Source organism: Candidatus Acetatifactor stercoripullorum (assembly GCF_944382095.1).
Classification (GTDB): Bacteria; Bacillota; Clostridia; order Lachnospirales; family Lachnospiraceae; genus Acetatifactor; species Acetatifactor stercoripullorum.
In genome coordinates this window covers 1-15595 of the sequence record NZ_CALWMU010000003.1, presented here as the reverse complement: position 1 = coordinate 15595, position 15595 = coordinate 1, and the positions used below count along the sequence as shown (strand labels likewise).

The following is a 15595-nucleotide window of genomic DNA, read 5'->3' as shown; positions in this document are numbered from 1 at the left end:
TAGCAGTGATATGTGTCTTTTTTACAGGGAGGCAGAATGACCAAGGAACAAAAACAGGAATTTACCAGGAGAATTACACAGGCAAATTCCACGCAGCTGATTGTTATTTTATATGAGATGCTTTTACTGTATCTGGAAGAGGGAGCGCAGGCTCACGCATCCGGAGACAGAGATGCCTTTCGGGAAGCTATTCGCAAGGCAAGGGGATGTCTCAATGAGCTTCTTGCATCCTTAAATCCGAACTATGAGCCGGCGCCCGCTCTATTGCGGCTTTATTTGTTCTGCATCAGGAGACTGGCCTATGGCGAGGTCAGGAATGATCCGAAGGTGTTGGAAGAAATAGAAAAAGTGATACGTCCCCTCCATGATGCTTATGAAAAAATTGCGCCGCAAAACGAAAATGGCCCTGTGATGAATAATTCCCAGGCAGTTTATGCCGGACTGACCTATGGCAGAAACACCTTAACCGAAAACATGGCTGACCAGGGCGCGAATCGGGGAATGCTGGTATGATTTTGCAGTCCCGGCGGCAGGCTCCAGGGCGGCCAGATCCGTCAGGTGCTTGTATCTTTTCTGCAGAGAATTAATCTCATAAATATAGCTGTCAATCAAATCTGTGTCAACAGCGTTATCAAAACCCGCATATGCAATGTCCAGTGCTGTGCGGGTTTTTTCCATGGCTTCCTGCAGACTGACTGGAGTAAAATCCGGTTCCTCTACACGCGAGGAATCGTAGTTTCGACTGAAGAATATTTTCATGCTGTTACCCAAGCCTTTCAATTTTGTTGTTAAAAGTATAGCCCCCTTAAATGGAAAATATACCAATTCTTAGAAAGAATGCCAGGAAAATGAAGGTTCGGGCATAAAAAACAAAAAAGGCTCATAGATTGTAGCAAAAGAACGTAAGAGGGACAGGACAATGGAAAATCAAATGGGAACCATGCTGATTGTGCTGGCCTGCGCTGCGGCACTGCTGATAGGCGCCATGCGAAGAAAGCTGGAATGGCTTTTAAACGTTGTTATGCGGAGCGTGCTTGGCACGATTGCAATCTATTTTATCAATTCTCTTCTGGCCGCGCTGGGAATTTCCCTGGGGGTGGGCATTAATGCGGTGACCGTTTTGACAGCCGGAATTCTTGGAATACCTGGGCTTTTAGCGCTTTACGGAATCGGAATTTATCAGCTTATGTAAAAATTTACCAAAATTTATATTTTTCCTTGTTTTCTATTGCAAAGCAAAAGGACAGCGTCTATAATACATTTTACAAAACAGATCAAAAAGATTTTCTAAAGAATCAGTGGGACAATATCGTCCCGGCATTACCCGTAAAAATAAAATAGCATAAAAGGAGATGATGCTTTGGCGGCATTATGTGTATGTGTATTGCTGGTCATTGCCTGCGGCTATGACTATCTGCAGCACAGAATCCCAAACAGTCTGCTGCTTCTGCTGTTCTTTACCTGCATTGGAAGGCATCTGTTTGGAGCCTGTATTTCTCTGTTTTTCTTCTGCCTGGTAAAGATGGCGGGAGTAATGCTTCTGGCCTATCCTCTCTTCAAAATTGGATGTATCGGCGCAGGAGACGTAAAGCTTTTGGGAATCTGTGGGGGCTGTCTGCCCGTCTGTAAAATTCCGTCTTTCTTATTTTTTTCTCTGCTTTCAGCGGCAGTTTTTTCCCTGATCAAAATACATAAGGAGCACAATGCAAAGGAAAGGCTTGTCTATCTATGGAGATATCTGACAGTGACAGCGCAGACCGGAAAATGGAGCCTTTATCTGGAAAATGAAAAGGAACGAAAAGCGGCAGGAATCTGTCTTTCGGGGCCTATATTTTTAAGTGTGCTTTTTTATCTGGGAGGTGCCTATTGAAGTATAGAAAATTGGATATCCTGGCACTGTGTGACAGGGAGGAGGAATATATACAGTCATTTGCAGAATATGTGAAAAGATACAAGAATCTGCCCTGGGAACTGCATGTTTACACAGACCTGGAGGAACTGATGCGCGGGGAAGAGAATAATTTTATTTCTGTGCTGATAATGGCGGAATCGGTTTTCGGACCGGAATGGAAAGGACTAAAGGCAGGCTGTACCGTAATCTTAAATGAAAGCGGGGTGATAAGATATCCAGACCTTAAGAACGTGGACAAATACCAGTGTGCGGAAAATGTGGTCAAGGAGCTGGTCGAAGCCTATGCGGAAGTGGCAGAAAATCCGCTGCCAGGACTGGCACAGGGCGGCAGCGCCAAGCTTGTGGGAATTTATTCGCCGGTGAGAAGATGCCTGCAGACCTCCTTTGCCCTGACTCTGAGCCAAATGCTGGCGAGAGATAGTCCGACACTGTATTTGAATTTTGAGCACTATGCGGGAATCGGCGGAATTCTGCCGGATATGCAGGTGAAAGACCTGGGAGATCTGCTCTATTTTCTCAATGGAGAGGGGGACAAGTTTTCCCTGCGGATGGAGACCTTGATACAAAAGAAGGGCAGTCTGGACTATATTCCGCCCATGAAGGCGGGACAAAATCTTCTTACGGTAACGCCTCAGGAATGGAGACGGCTTTTGACCAAAATCGAGGAAATGGGAAAGTATGAATATATTATTCTGGATTTAAGCGAGAGCATTCAGGGGCTTTTTGAAATTATGAGCAGATGTTATAAGATTTTTACCCTGACGCAGAGTGACAAAGCAGCCGAAGGGAAGCTTCTGCAGTATGAGCAGCTTCTGGCCCTGTACCAGGCGGAGGAAATTCTGCAGAAAACAAGCAGACTCTGTCCGCCCCGCTTCGGAAGGCTTCCCGAGGAGCCGGAGCAGTATACCAAAGGGGAGCTGGCGGAATATGTAAAGGAAATCCTCAAGGAATTATGAAAAGGAGGCTGTGATATGGAGGCTATAGAGTATGGAGAATGGAAAAGAAATCTGCGCCGGGAGGTGCAGGAACGGATGGATTATATTGCAGATGTTTCCGATGAGGACGTGGAGGAGGCCATAGACGAGGTTTTGCTTGAGCAAAAAAGGCTGATGCTGTACCCGGTGGAAATGCGAAAAAGGTTGAAAAAAGAGCTTTTTGACTCTTTACGCAGACTGGATATCCTGCAGATTTTTGTGGAGGACAAAGCGGTCACTGAAATCATGATCAATGGAAAGGATCACATATTTATTGAAAAAGAGGGACGTCTCAGGGAGCTTGACACGGGGTTTGAATCCATGGAAAAGCTGCAGGATGTGATTCAGCAGATTGTGGCGGGCTGCAACCGTGTGGTAAATGAAGCTTCTCCCATTGTGGATGCAAGGCTGGAAAACGGCTCCAGAGTGAATATTGTCATGAACCCTGTGGCGCTAAACGGCCCCATTGTGACAATAAGGCGCTTCCCGGACAAACCGATTACAATGGAGTATCTCATTGAAAATCAATCTGTCTCCAAAGAGGCCGCAGATTTTTTGAAAAAGCTTGTCCGCGCAAAATACAATATATTTATCAGCGGCGGCACGGGAAGCGGAAAAACTACCTTTCTGAATGCGCTTTCCGCTTTCATTCCCTCGGATGAACGGGTGATCACCATAGAAGACAGTGCGGAGCTGCAGCTGCAAAAGCTCCCTAATCTTGTGCGGCTGGAAACGAGAAACAGCAATGTGGAGGGCTGCCTGGAGATTACCATACGTGATCTCATCCGGTCCTCCTTGCGGATGCGGCCGGATCGGATCATTGTAGGAGAGGTGCGGGGAGCAGAGGCCATTGATATGATGCAGTGTCTGAACACAGGCCACGATGGCAGTATGTCCACGGGCCACGCAAACAGTGGAGCGGACATGGTGGCGAGACTGGAAAATATGATTCTCATGGGAATGGACATTCCTCTTGCGGCCATAAAGAAACAGATTGCTTCCGGATTAGATATCATTGTGCATCTGGGAAGGCTTAGGGACAAATCCAGGAGAGTATTGGAGATTACAGAAATTGCAGGCTTTGAAGGCGGCGAAATACGGCTCAATCCGCTGTTTCGGTTTGAAGAGACGGGGGAGGATGAAAAAGGGAGCGTAGCAGGCTGCCTGCACAGGAAAGGAGCATTGCTTCATGAGGACAAGCTCAAAGCGGCGGGATTATCATAAATATTGCTGGAAAAAGGGAGAGCTTTTGGCTGCTGCTTTACAATCGGCGGCAGTGACAGGATTTCTTGCAGTCTTTTTTTACCGCAGCTTTTGGGCGGCGATTCCTCTGTCTGCGGCAGGTATGCTGTTTTTCCGCAGCCTTGGACAAAAAAAGGCAAAACGGGCCAGGGAGGAGCTGACGGTGCAGTTTAAGGAGTGCATTTTGTCCGTGTCCGCAGCCCTCAGGGCAGGATATTCTCTGGAGAATGCTTTTTTGGAAAGCAGAGCGGATATGCTGGTTTTATATGGGGAGGGCTCTATGATCTGTCAGGAGCTTGAGATAATCCGTAAGGGACTTGTAATGAATATTCCCTTAGAGGAACAGCTTTCTGATTTGGCAGACAGAAGCGGCAGCTCTGAAATCGCCCAATTTTCCAGCGTTTTATCCATCGCAAAGAAAAACGGCGGGGACCTGCCGAAAATGATCCGGACATCCTCGGAGCTGATTGGCCGCAGAATCGCGGTCAAACAGGAGATGAAAACCCTTCTAAGCGGCAGACAGATGGAACAAAATATAATGAAGCTTATGCCTTTTGTGGTTTCCTTTTATATCAGTGTGAGCAGTCCAGGATATTTCGATGTGCTTTATCACAATCTGCAGGGAATTGCTGTGATGACTCTGTGTCTGGCGGTTTATCTGGGGGCATGCGCTGCGGGAGAGCTTGTGATGAAAAAGGTTTTAACGGATGGTTTTGTTTAGGGGAGGTGGCAAATGATTGGGGCGGTGGCTGTGATATTTGTGATTTATGCTGTTCTGGCGTTTTTATCTCGAAAGGAGGATTGCTGTGGCGTAGAATCTGTTGTCTTGAAACCTTTTGCCCGCATGGCTGTTTATCTCTACAAAAATGCCTGCATCCGGAGGCTTCCTTTGTTTCGCTCTGACCAGGTGGAGGCAGATGTGCGCAGATTGTATCCGGGGGAATGCGGGCAGCAATCTCAGACCTGGTATTATGTGGAAAAGCTGTCTTTGTCCCTTGCTTTGGTCTTTGTGGGAACTGCTTTTGCCTTTTTAATAGATTGCAGGGAAAAAAGCAGTCTGGCCCTGACCAAAACGGGAATAGTGGAAAGAACCAAAGAGGAGCGGACACTTTATCTCACAGCTGTCATTGACTCTGAAGAGGAGGAGGCTTATAAAAATGCCTTTACATTACAGGTGGCGCCCCAAAGGCTTACGGAAGAGGAGCTTGCTTCCTGCTATGAGGAATTTGTTGAAAAACTGCCGGAGCTGATTCTGGGAGACAATCCCTCTCTGGATCAGGTGTGGCGGGACTTGGAATTGCTTCAGGAATATGAGGGTTTTCCCTTTTCTCTGGAATGGTCTACGGACAAGCCGGAAGTATTGGGAGCTTCGGGCCGGATCTATGACAACCAGAAAACAGGAGAGGTTTTGCTTGCGGCGGAGATTTCATATGGGGAGAGGAAATGGCAGGAAAATGTGACAGTTTGTGTGACGCCGCCGGTTCTTACAGCACAGGAGCGCATCTATGAGGAACTGGAAGCACTTTTGTCGGCCGCAGAGCAGGACAGCCGTATGGAGAAGGAGTGGGCCCTTCCCGCCGCTGTTGAGGGAAAGGAGGTGAAATGGGAACAGGCTGCGGAGAATAAGGGAATTATTTTGTGGATTATGGCGTTGGCGGCAGCAGGCGCAGTTTACTTTTTAAAGGATAGAGATCTGCACGAAAGAATTGAAAAAAGAAAGAGGCGGATGAAAAGAGAATATCCTGATATTGTACATAAGCTGGCATTATATCTGGGCGCAGGAATGACTGTGAGAGGCGCTTTTCAGAAAGTGGCAAAGGAAGCGGAGAGGGGAAGGGGAGCAAAGGAAGCCGTTGGACCTGCTTACGAGGAAATGCTCCATGCCTGCAGGGAAATGCAGGCGGGAGTGTCCGAAGGGGCTGCCTATGCCAGTTTTGGAAAAAGAACGGGCATTCAGGAGTATATGCGGCTCAGTACGCTGCTGATGCAGAACCTGAAAAAGGGAAACAGCACGCTTCTTGAGAGACTGGCAGAAGAAGCGGATAAGGCTGGGGAGGAGCAGCTGCAGAGTGTAAGGCAGCTGGGGGAGGAGGCGGGGACAAAGCTGCTGCTGCCCATGGTGATGCTGCTTTTTGTGGTAATGATTATGGTAATGCTGCCGGCGTTTTCTTCCATGGGTGTGGTATAAAAACAAAAATTGTAAATTGGCAGCTATCTGATGGAATAGCATGCAGAAGGGAGCAAGAATGCAGAAATTAAAAAATTTAAAGCAGCTGATAACGGAGGAGGATGGCATGGGAACGGTGGAGGTCATTCTGATTATCGTTGTACTTGTGGGTCTGGTCATAATATTTAAGGAACAAATTACGGATATTGTGAATTCTATTTTTTCCAAAATTACAAAACAGACAAACAAGATTTGAGAAAGCCTGGATTGGAGAGGAGGCGGAAAATGGAAACCATAAGGGGAAAAAAGGACGCGTATCTGACGGTCTATCTGGCGCTGTCCATGGCAGTGCTTCTAGCCCTGTGCCTTGTGCTGCTGGAGGGTGCCAGGAGAAATGGGGCGGCCCTGGAGGCGGAGTGCATGGCGGAGATGAGCTTAAACAGCATTCTGGCAGAATACCACAAAGAGCTCTTCGAGCAGTATAATCTTTTTGCGCTGGATGCCTCTTATGGTACCAATTATCCGTCTCCTGCAAATACGGAAAGGCATTTGTGTCACTATCTGCAGCGAAATTTTTCTTTAGAGGACCTGTTTCTTTCCGATTACTGGTACAGGGACTTCTTTGCCCTGACTTTGAAAGAGGCTTCCCTGACTGGGATTTCCATCCTCACGGATCAGGAAGGAGGTGTGTTTCGAAGGCGGGCTGTGGAGGCTATAGAGGCTGATGTGGGACTGACTGTGCTGAAAGAGCTTTCGGAATGGTTGAAAACAGTGGAAATCAACAGTCTTGAGGACGGAAGTGTGGAGCAGAAAAAAGCAGAGATCGACAGGCAGATACAGGAATACAACGGGAAAGAGATTCAGCTTCCGGATGGGCAATGGAAGGTTGTGGAGATTGAAAATCCCACCTGGAAATTGGAAGAGAACAAAAGAAAGGGTATTTTAAAACTGGTAATAGAGGATCAGGAACAAATATCCCAAAGAAGCATTGCGCAGGAAGCGTTGATAATGGACAGGATTAAGAAGGGAGAGGTCAACAGTGGGAATATGGATATCCATATTCCCGAGGAGGAATCCCTGGCGGATCAATTTCTTTTTCGAGAATATCTGATGCGTTATATGGGAAACTATGGGGCTGAGAATGCGGAAGGCGCTTTATTGTACCAGCTGGAATATTTGATTGCAGGAAAGGAGAATGACACGGAAAATCTAAGAGGTGTGGCCAATCGCCTTTTGGCGCTGCGTGAGGCCGCAAATGCACTGTATCTTTTTTCTGACAGTGAAAAAAGCATGGAGGCGGAGCTGGTGGCCGGGGTGATTGCCACATTGCTGGCAGTACCGGAAATCACAGAGCTTTTGAAGGTATCCTTATTGCTTGGCTGGGCATACGCAGAAAGTCTTTATGATGTAAAGACGTTGCTGGAAGGAGGAAAAATCCCGCTGATCAAGGATGATGCCACATGGCATTTTGGCCTGCAGGGGGCCCTTGAGGCAAATATTTCCAATGAAAATTTTAGGGAAGAGACAGGACTTAGCTACGAGGATTATCTGAGAATTTTTTTAATGCTTACGGACACAGACAAGCTTACAGGCCGGGCAATGAACCTGGTGGAGGCAGATATCCGGCTGACCGCCGGAAACGCGGATTTTCGTCTGGACGGATGCTTTGACAGAATAGAAGCGTATATTTGTGTGGAAAGCGCTTATGGCTATCAATTTGAATTGACAAGACAAAAAAGCTACTAAAGAGAAGGAAGGTGAATGGCGATGTCCCCTTTATGGAGAAAAGAAAAAACAGAACAAAGTAAACTAATTTTCAAGAGACCTTCTCCGAAGCAGACAACAAAATTTCAAAGCCTTGCCCGAGGCTTATACTCCTTAACCCCCTTTTTACTGATAAAGCACTCCATAAAGGGGATATCGCTGTCCACCTTTTTTGAAAGAAAAAGGCAGGCCGGCATGACAGTGGAGGCAGCAGTAGTCTTGCCCATTTTTCTGTTATTCTTTTTAAACTTGAGCTGCGCGATGGAAATGATCCGCCTGCATGGCAACCTGCAGCTTGCGCTGCAGGACGTGGGAAACAGGCTTTCTGTGTACGGATATGCTTTTAAGGAGGCAGACCTGCAGGAAAACGTGGCGGGGATTGTGCTGTCCTATGGATATGTAAAGGAAGAAATGACAAAGTATGCAGGAGAGGATTATCTGGATGCTTCTCCCTTGGCATATGGCGCAGAGGGACTGCAGTTTTGGGAGAGCAAAGCGCTTGGAGACGATGGGGAATTCGAAATCAATGTCACTTATTTGGTATCGCCGTGGTCGGACTTGGCGGGATTTCTCCCATTTCGGATGGGAAATAGATATTACGGGCATTTTTGGACGGGGTATGAAATACCGGGTGCTTCCGGAGAAGAAAAAGCGCAGACGGTATATGTAGCGGAAAACGGCAGAGTGTATCATGAAAGCATTGGATGCAGTCATCTGACCCTGTCAGTGACAGAGACTTCGCCGGCAGAGGTGCTGAAATTAAGAAACGAAAATGGCGGCAGATACAGCCTCTGCGAAAGGTGTGGCACGGACAAAGGAGGTGATGCGGTGTTTATTACAAGTGAGGGCAGCCGCTATCATTGCAGGCAGGACTGCCCGGGACTTAAAAGAACCATATTTTCCTTGATTAAGACGGAGGCGCAAAAGGAATTTGCCCCCTGCAGCCGTTGCACAAAATAAAGAAGCGGATTAGTGTCGGAATGGAGATTGTTATGATACGGAAGATTTTTCTATTGTCTTATCTGGGTGTCTTAAGCGTATGGGACATCAAAGAAAAAAAGGTACCCTTGTTGATTCTTTTAGCGGGCTGGGGAATTGTGCTTTATAGTGTGGTCACAAAAAAACCCTGGAATACATGGAGCTGGCCCGGAGAAGCATTCCGGCTGCTGCCTGCACTTTTGCCCGGATTCATTCTGCTGATAGCAGCAAGGATAACCGGAAAGGTGGGAAGCGCGGATGGAATGGTTTTACTGCAGCTGAGTATGCTTATGGAGTATCCGGCGTGCGTACTCTTATTTTGGGTGAGTATACTGCTTGTGTTTGCATTTTGCGTGGTCATGTTTTTGTTCCGCAGAGTACATAAAAACAGCAGAGTACCGTATCTGCCCTTTTTGCTGGCTTCTTGCTTTATATTATGAAACAAGCAAGAGGAGAAAAGATTGAAAATTAAAATTTTCAATCCGGAATTTGTGCTGCCGCACAAAGTTCCTTCTGATTACAAAGCCGCTCACGCGGCAGAATGAGAGAAAATATGAAAAGAAAAGTACAGGCATATTTTACCGTGGAAGCCGCTATGATCATCCCGGTGGTTATCAGCGTTATTCTGTTTATAATCGGCCTTTGGTTTTTTCAATATGACCGCTGCCTGTTAGAACAGGATATGGGGGCCCTGGCGCTTAAGGGGAGCGCTGTGAATGCTGAGGACAAGACAGAGGCGGCAGAGCAGATGAAAGACTGGCAGAGCCGCATTTCCAGGGACAAATTTGTTTTGTGGAATCAAAAAGAGGTGGAAATCAAGCTGGAAAAGGATACCATTGCCGTGAGAGGAAGCGGAGAGCTGGAATTTCCCTTTGCAGGCATGGATTTTTGGGGGAATGCAGTTTGGAGGGCTCAGGCCCGGTATGAAAATCATAGGATTGACCCTGCTTTGTTTGTGAGAAATTACCGCAGGATAGTGGAGGGAGAATAAATGTTGGAGACAGAATTTGTACGGAGCCTAAATCACAATTACGAGAGAATATTGCTGGACCAAAAGCCGGAAGAAAGAAAATATCAGTACTGCATTTTAAGCAGAGGGGGAATCAGGGGACTACTTTCCTGCAGCCTGCGCTATATCAACGGATCGGCCTATTTATATTATGATATTACCTCGCGCCAGAGCATTGCGCAGCTTTACAGCAGCCGTTTCCTGACAAGGCAGTGGATGAAGGATTTTATGTGGGGGCTTGGGCAGATCATGGGGGAGCTGGAAAGGTTTCTGCTGGATTACCGCAATATTCTCTGGCAGCCCGGTCAGATTTTTCAGGATTTGGAAAATAATATGTTTTCTTTTGTCTATGTTCCATACTATGAAGGAGAAGGCGGGTTTCTGGAACTTTTGGACTTTTGGGTGGAGCGCATTGATTACGAGGACGAGGCACTCGTGGAATGTGTCTATAAAATGTATGATCGATTTACACACAGCGGCGAGGCGTATCTGCAGGCTCAAATATTTGAAGATGCAAAGGCGCTGGAACAACGGGAGGATAAAAACGTCTGGGAAGAAAATCAGCCTCAGGAGGAAGAGCTGAAAAAAGACAAAGAGCCGGAGACAATGCAGAAGATGGAAAGCATGCTGCAGGAGGAAATAAAGGATAAAAAGGGATTTTTGCATTTTTGGGATGGGAAAAAAAGAAAAAACAGAGAAATACGGAATCTGTATGAACAGGAAATGCGGCAGGCTATGAGCGGTTACGCAGTTGCGGAGGATACGGCTTATGAGGAACCGGAGCTGGGAAAAACCATTTATATAGAGACGAAACAGGAGGAGCGGGAGAGAACGCATGGACTTTACACGCGGGAAGGGCGGCTCCTGGCAAGGCTTGACAAAACCGTGTTTTCAATTGGCAAAAAGAAAAGCGAGTCCGACCTGGTGCTGGAGGATGTGGCCGTCAGCAGGGTTCATGCCAGAATATGTAAAGAAAAGGAGGGGATGTATCTGGAGGACATGAATTCCACCAACGGTACCTTTAAAAATGGACTGAGAATGCAGCCTTATGAAAAGAAGAAGCTGGAGGAAGAGGATGAAATAAAAATTGGGAGAACCGTAATGATATATCGATAGAAAAAAGAAATCAGAAAATGCTTTGGTTGACGGACAGGGGCAAACAGTGGTACATTGTAAAGAGATATCTTTGAGAGGAAGTATGCTGTGTTACAGAGATGGAGAAACTGGCCCATTGTCAGCGGGGCTTTGGTGGCGGTGAATGTAATTGTATATGTGATATGTACTTTTACTGGCAGCCTGTTATATGAAAGAGGGAGCCTGAACATATGGGGCGTGATGGTGGAGAGAGAATACGGCAGGATTATCTGGTCAATGTTTCTGCACAGCTCAGTGAGCCATATTTTCAATAATATGTTTATTCTTTTCTTCCTAGGAGCAATGATCGAAAGAGAAACAGGACATGTGCGCTATGGCATTCTCTATTTTCTCTCAGGGATCGGAGGAAATCTGCTGTCGCTGTTTGGCAAACTAAGGACAAATGATTTTTCCGGGTCTATCGGTGCAAGCGGGGCGGTATTCGGATTGGATGGAGTGCTGCTGGCGATGGTTTTGTTTTCGCCAAGGCCTATGAAAAATGTGACGCCCGCAAGAGTGATACTTATGATTGCTTATTCCCTGTACAGTGGGTTTACCGGGTATAACGTTGACAATGCCGCGCATATAGGTGGCCTTTTGACCGGCTTTTTGGGAGGAACGCTTATGTGCCTGATTGAACGGAGAACAAAAAGAACGCGTGGTTAGAGAGGTGCAGCTTTGAACATTAATATTTACTATGGGGGGAGAGGCATTATTGATGATCCTACCCTGTTTGTAATCAATAAGATGCAGGAAATTTTAGAGGAACTGCGTGTGAATGTAACACGCTACAATCTGTATGAATGCAAAAATACCATACCTACCCTGCCGCAGACATTAAAAGATGCTGACGGCATTATCCTTGCGACTACGGTGGAATGGTATGGGATTGGCGGATATATGCAGCAGTTTCTGGATGCCTGCTGGCTGTTTGGGGACAAAGAGAAAATTTCTCAAATATATATGTGCCCTATTGTGATGTCAACTACATACGGAGAAAGAGAAGCCAAGCTGAATCTTTCCACTGCATGGGAAATCCTGGGAGGTCTTCCCTGCAGCGGTATCTGTGGTTATATTGATAATACGGTAACACTGGAAATGAATCAGGAGTATGTTCGCATTATAGAAAAAAAGGCAGAGAATATGTACCGGACAATCAACCAGAAAATGGCCAGTTTCCCGGCGAGCAATCAGGCCGTACGGCAGAAGGTATCCATTTCCCAGGCCATTGACCTGACGCCTCAGGAGACGGAGCAGCTGTCCCGATATGTCTCTGATGATGGTTATGTACAAAAACAAAAGGAGGATATTCAGGAACTGACGAGTTTGTTTCGGGATATGCTCTTTAATGAAGGAACGGAAAAGGAGGAGGAATACCGGCAGAACTTTGAAAAATGCTTTCGGCCTCAGGCTGGCTTTGAAGCGGAATATGCCATCGGCATAGACGATAAAAAGGACAAATTGATTCTGACTGTAAAGGGGCCTCATATGGAGTGTGTTTACGGAGCACCTAAGCAGCCGGAGGTGGAAATTCAGACCGACAAAATCACGTTGGAGGATATTGTGAACGGAAGAATGACCTTTCAGAGGGCATTTATGTCAGGGGCGATGAAGGTAAAGGGCGATTTCAGAACCCTTCGGATGCTGGATGTGCTGTTTCCCTTTGAGGAGAGAAAGAGTGTATAAACAGACAGTGTAAGGACGTTTCCTGGAAAAGGAGGAAAAGATGAGAAAAGAAGATTGTATTTTTTGTAAAATTGCAAATGGGGAGATTCCATCAAAGTCTTTGTATGAGGACGAAAAGTTTCGAGTGATTCTTGATCTTGGACCGGCAGCCAAGGGGCATTCCCTCATTCTGCCCAAAGATCATGCTGCAAATTTATATGAACTTCCCGAAAAGCTGGCGGGGGATGCGATGATCCTTGCAAAGAAGATGGCGAGTCTTTTGACTGAGAAGTTAAACTGTGACGGCATCAATCTGGTACAGAACAATGGGGAGGCTGCAGGACAGACGGTAGAACATTTTCATATTCATTTAATTCCCCGGTATAAAGGGGACGGACAGAATATTAACTGGGTGCCCGGGAAACCTTCTCAGGAGGAACTGGAAGCGGTTAGAAAGCAGATTTTGGAGTAATGGAATACCATGAGAACAGTGGACGTAAGTGAAGTGACCCGCAACATCAAAGAAATGTGTATTGAGGCCAATTATTTCCTTTCAGAGGACATGAAGGAAGCTATGAAAAGAGCGGCGGATACCGAGAAAGCGCCTCTTGGAAGAAAAATATTAGGGCAGCTGCAGGAAAACATGGACATTGCGGGGGAAGATTGGATTCCCATCTGCCAGGATACAGGAATGGCAGTGATTTTTATGGAAATTGGCCAGGATGTGCATTTTGAAGGAGGGTTTCTGGAAGATGCCGTCAATGAAGGAGTGCGCCAGGGCTACGCAGAAGGATTTCTGCGCAAATCTGTAGTGCGTGACCCCATTTTGCGGGAAAATACAAAGGATAACACACCGGCGGTGGTGCATTATGAAATTGTGCGGGGAGACGGGGTAAAGATTACAGTGGCCCCAAAAGGATTCGGCAGTGAAAACATGAGCAGGGTGTTTATGCTGAAGCCGGCGGATGGAATAGAGGGAATCAAGCAGGCTGTTCTGACGGCGGTGAAGGAAGCGGGGCCCAATGCCTGTCCTCCCATGGTGGTGGGAGTGGGAATTGGAGGCACCTTTGAGAAGTGCGCACTGCTGGCAAAAAAGGCGCTTACCCGTTCCGTAAAAAAGCGTTCCGAGATACCTTATGTTCGTGAGCTGGAGGAGGAAATACTTGAGAAGATCAATAGCCTGGGAATCGGCCCTGGAGGACTTGGAGGAAGCATAACGGCATTGGCGGTTAACGTGGAAACCTATGCTACTCATATTGCGGGGCTGCCTGTGGCAGTGAATATTTGCTGTCATGTAAACCGTCATGTAACAAGAGCACTTTGACGAGGGAACGGGGACGGAAGGAATGGAAAGTATGAACAAGTACATTAGTGTACCGTTAAGTGATGCGGATGCGGCTAAGCTGCGTGCTGGAGACTATGTGTATTTAACGGGGATCATTTATACGGCAAGAGATGCAGCTCATAAAAGAATGTATGAGGCGCTGCAGAGAGGAGAAGCGCTTCCCATAGAATTGAAGAACAGTGTGATCTATTATATGGGGCCTTCGCCTGCGAGAGAGGGGCGTCCTATAGGGTCTGCAGGTCCAACGACGGCAGGCAGGATGGATAGATATACACCCTCACTTTTGGACCTTGGTCTAAAGGGAATGATAGGAAAGGGGAAGAGGACGCCGGAGGTGAAAGAGGCTATTGTGAGAAATGGCGCCGTTTACTTTGCCGCTGTGGGAGGGGCTGGAGCGCTGCTGTCCCGTGCTGTCACCAAATCAGAGGTGGTAGCGTATGATGATTTGGGTACGGAGGCCATTCGTCGGCTGGAGATCAAAGATTTTCCTGCGATTGTAGTGATTGACTCTCAGGGAAATGATTTATACGAGGCCGCAATAGAGGAGTATTGCAGAGAATAATTTGCTTGAAAGCAGGAGAGCATAGATGAAACGTATTATTTTGATGGTACTGCGGCTTCTTTGGAAAGTGCCCTATTATTTTTACCTGATCTGGAAATGCGGAAAGGATGAGAGCATTACCCTGGATGAAGCCTATGCACGGGTAAAAAAGGTTACAAAAGCAGCAAATCATGCGGGAAGGGTAAAAATTGAGGCATATGGATTGGAAAATATTCCCAGGGAGAACGGGTTTGTATTTTTTCCCAACCATCAGGGTCTGTTTGATGTGCTGGTGTTTTTGGATTCCTGCCCGGTGCCTTTTTCCTTTGTGATAAAGAAGGAAGCAAGCAATGTGATTTTGCTAAAACAGGTGGTGGCTGCGTTAAGGGCAATCCCTATTGACAGAGAAGATATAAGACAGTCCATGCAGGTGATTAACCAGGTAACACAAGAGGTGAAAAAAGGAAGAAATTTTCTGATTTTTGCAGAGGGAACCAGAAGCAAAATGGGAAACAGGCTTCTTCCATTCAAAGGAGGAACCTTTAAGAGCGCGGTAAAAGCAAAATGTCCCATTGTGCCGTGCGCTTTAATTGATTCTTTCAAGCCCTTTGACGAGAATTCCATCCGGCCGGTGACAGTGAAGCTGATCTATCTGCCGCCCCTGTATTATGAAGAATATGCAGGCATGAAAACAACAGAAATCGGGGCTGAGGTGAAAAGAAGGATAGAAGAGGCTATTGCAATGGCTGAATCCCAGGCGCAGCTTTGAGAATGGACGCGGGCTGAATTTGCTTATGTGCGATAAAGAAGTAATAGAAGTGTAAAAAATTTTGCCGTTCCTATCCGGCACTTGCGCATTGTGTC

The 15595-nt window shown here is 46.7% G+C and carries 20 protein-coding genes; 19 read left to right on the top strand and 1 reads right to left on the bottom strand.

Annotated features, from left to right (window positions below; translation table 11 throughout):
* The first annotated feature begins 36 nt into the window (after positions 1–36).
* On the top strand, positions 37–513 hold the full coding sequence (locus SHK35_RS01465; RefSeq protein WP_318708205.1) for a flagellar export chaperone FliS: 477 nt from the start codon (positions 37–39) through the stop codon (positions 511–513).
* Here the strand turns inward: SHK35_RS01465 and SHK35_RS01460 are convergent.
* Positions 463–678, bottom strand: coding sequence for a DUF2508 family protein (locus SHK35_RS01460; RefSeq protein ID WP_318708204.1), 216 nt, complete (start codon positions 676–678; stop codon positions 463–465). The two genes, SHK35_RS01465 and SHK35_RS01460, sit on opposite strands and share 51 nt — an antisense overlap.
* 241 nt (positions 679–919) lie before the next feature.
* Here SHK35_RS01460 and SHK35_RS01455 point away from each other — a divergent pair, with 241 nt between their 5' ends.
* From SHK35_RS01455 to SHK35_RS01370, 18 genes are all read left to right on the top strand, one after another.
* On the top strand, positions 920–1192 hold the full coding sequence (locus SHK35_RS01455) for a pro-sigmaK processing inhibitor BofA family protein (protein ID WP_318704881.1): 273 nt from the start codon (positions 920–922) through the stop codon (positions 1190–1192).
* A gap of 168 nt (positions 1193–1360) precedes the next feature.
* Complete coding sequence (locus SHK35_RS01450) at positions 1361–1870, top strand: A24 family peptidase (protein WP_318704880.1); 510 nt, start codon at positions 1361–1363, stop codon at positions 1868–1870.
* Positions 1867–2868 carry a hypothetical protein gene (locus SHK35_RS01445; RefSeq protein WP_318708202.1) on the top strand — a complete coding sequence of 334 codons (1002 nt, stop codon included), beginning with the start codon at positions 1867–1869 and terminating at the stop codon, positions 2866–2868. The genes SHK35_RS01450 and SHK35_RS01445 overlap by 4 nt, the downstream gene beginning before the upstream one ends.
* Positions 2869–2883: 15 nt before the next feature.
* Positions 2884–4110 (top strand): CpaF family protein, encoded by a 1227-nt coding sequence (locus SHK35_RS01440; RefSeq protein ID WP_318708201.1) that lies wholly within the window; start codon positions 2884–2886, stop codon positions 4108–4110.
* A complete protein-coding gene (locus SHK35_RS01435) occupies positions 4076–4849 on the top strand; it encodes a type II secretion system F family protein (protein ID WP_318708200.1) in 774 nt (257 codons plus the stop codon). The genes SHK35_RS01440 and SHK35_RS01435 overlap by 35 nt, the downstream gene beginning before the upstream one ends.
* A gap of 12 nt (positions 4850–4861) precedes the next feature.
* Positions 4862–6316 carry a type II secretion system F family protein gene (locus SHK35_RS01430; protein ID WP_318708199.1) on the top strand — a complete coding sequence of 485 codons (1455 nt, stop codon included), beginning with the start codon at positions 4862–4864 and terminating at the stop codon, positions 6314–6316.
* A gap of 58 nt (positions 6317–6374) precedes the next feature.
* On the top strand, positions 6375–6551 hold the full coding sequence (locus SHK35_RS01425; RefSeq protein WP_318704875.1) for a Flp1 family type IVb pilin: 177 nt from the start codon (positions 6375–6377) through the stop codon (positions 6549–6551).
* Positions 6552–6580: 29 nt separating this feature from the next.
* Complete coding sequence (locus SHK35_RS01420) at positions 6581–8041, top strand: DUF5702 domain-containing protein (protein WP_318708198.1); 1461 nt, start codon at positions 6581–6583, stop codon at positions 8039–8041.
* A 213-nt stretch (positions 8042–8254) separates the two neighbouring features.
* Positions 8255–9019, top strand: coding sequence for a hypothetical protein (locus SHK35_RS01415; protein WP_318708197.1), 765 nt, complete (start codon positions 8255–8257; stop codon positions 9017–9019).
* 32 nt (positions 9020–9051) lie between these two features.
* Positions 9052–9477: a hypothetical protein gene (locus SHK35_RS01410; RefSeq protein ID WP_318708196.1), complete on the top strand. Its 426-nt coding sequence runs from the start codon at positions 9052–9054 to the stop codon at positions 9475–9477.
* Between the two features lie 113 nt (positions 9478–9590).
* Entirely contained in the window at positions 9591–10028 is a 438-nt protein-coding gene (locus SHK35_RS01405; protein ID WP_318708195.1) for a hypothetical protein, read from the top strand.
* Positions 10029–11162 (top strand): DUF6382 domain-containing protein, encoded by a 1134-nt coding sequence (locus SHK35_RS01400; RefSeq protein ID WP_318708194.1) that lies wholly within the window; start codon positions 10029–10031, stop codon positions 11160–11162.
* 87 nt (positions 11163–11249) lie between these two features.
* Complete coding sequence (locus SHK35_RS01395; RefSeq protein ID WP_318704869.1) at positions 11250–11846, top strand: rhomboid family intramembrane serine protease; 597 nt, start codon at positions 11250–11252, stop codon at positions 11844–11846.
* Between the two features lie 12 nt (positions 11847–11858).
* Positions 11859–12866: an SCP2 sterol-binding domain-containing protein gene (locus SHK35_RS01390; RefSeq protein WP_318704868.1), complete on the top strand. Its 1008-nt coding sequence runs from the start codon at positions 11859–11861 to the stop codon at positions 12864–12866.
* Positions 12867–12906: 40 nt separating this feature from the next.
* Complete coding sequence (locus SHK35_RS01385; protein WP_318704867.1) at positions 12907–13317, top strand: HIT family protein; 411 nt, start codon at positions 12907–12909, stop codon at positions 13315–13317.
* Between the two features lie 9 nt (positions 13318–13326).
* A complete protein-coding gene (locus SHK35_RS01380) occupies positions 13327–14169 on the top strand; it encodes a fumarate hydratase (RefSeq protein WP_318708192.1) in 843 nt (280 codons plus the stop codon).
* A 31-nt stretch (positions 14170–14200) separates the two neighbouring features.
* Complete coding sequence (locus SHK35_RS01375) at positions 14201–14752, top strand: Fe-S-containing hydro-lyase (RefSeq protein ID WP_318704865.1); 552 nt, start codon at positions 14201–14203, stop codon at positions 14750–14752.
* A 25-nt stretch (positions 14753–14777) separates the two neighbouring features.
* Positions 14778–15500, top strand: coding sequence for a lysophospholipid acyltransferase family protein (locus tag SHK35_RS01370; protein WP_318708191.1), 723 nt, complete (start codon positions 14778–14780; stop codon positions 15498–15500).
* Positions 15501–15595 lie beyond the last annotated feature (95 nt).

Coding starts and splice junctions, on each gene's coding strand:
- SHK35_RS01385 (WP_318704867.1), top strand. CDS start 12,907: ATGAGAAAAGAAGATTGTATTTTTTGTAAAATTGCAAATGGGGAGATT.
- SHK35_RS01370 (WP_318708191.1), top strand. CDS start 14,778: ATGAAACGTATTATTTTGATGGTACTGCGGCTTCTTTGGAAAGTGCCC.
- SHK35_RS01375 (WP_318704865.1), top strand. CDS start 14,201: ATGAACAAGTACATTAGTGTACCGTTAAGTGATGCGGATGCGGCTAAG.
- SHK35_RS01405 (WP_318708195.1), top strand. CDS start 9,591: ATGAAAAGAAAAGTACAGGCATATTTTACCGTGGAAGCCGCTATGATC.
- SHK35_RS01420 (WP_318708198.1), top strand. CDS start 6,581: ATGGAAACCATAAGGGGAAAAAAGGACGCGTATCTGACGGTCTATCTG.
- SHK35_RS01440 (WP_318708201.1), top strand. CDS start 2,884: ATGGAGGCTATAGAGTATGGAGAATGGAAAAGAAATCTGCGCCGGGAG.
- SHK35_RS01400 (WP_318708194.1), top strand. CDS start 10,029: ATGTTGGAGACAGAATTTGTACGGAGCCTAAATCACAATTACGAGAGA.
- SHK35_RS01435 (WP_318708200.1), top strand. CDS start 4,076: ATGAGGACAAGCTCAAAGCGGCGGGATTATCATAAATATTGCTGGAAA.
- SHK35_RS01465 (WP_318708205.1), top strand. CDS start 37: ATGACCAAGGAACAAAAACAGGAATTTACCAGGAGAATTACACAGGCA.
- SHK35_RS01455 (WP_318704881.1), top strand. CDS start 920: ATGGAAAATCAAATGGGAACCATGCTGATTGTGCTGGCCTGCGCTGCG.
- SHK35_RS01415 (WP_318708197.1), top strand. CDS start 8,255: ATGACAGTGGAGGCAGCAGTAGTCTTGCCCATTTTTCTGTTATTCTTT.
- SHK35_RS01460 (WP_318708204.1), bottom strand. CDS start 678: ATGGAAAAAACCCGCACAGCACTGGACATTGCATATGCGGGTTTTGAT.
- SHK35_RS01380 (WP_318708192.1), top strand. CDS start 13,327: ATGAGAACAGTGGACGTAAGTGAAGTGACCCGCAACATCAAAGAAATG.
- SHK35_RS01430 (WP_318708199.1), top strand. CDS start 4,862: ATGATTGGGGCGGTGGCTGTGATATTTGTGATTTATGCTGTTCTGGCG.
- SHK35_RS01410 (WP_318708196.1), top strand. CDS start 9,052: ATGATACGGAAGATTTTTCTATTGTCTTATCTGGGTGTCTTAAGCGTA.
- SHK35_RS01425 (WP_318704875.1), top strand. CDS start 6,375: ATGCAGAAATTAAAAAATTTAAAGCAGCTGATAACGGAGGAGGATGGC.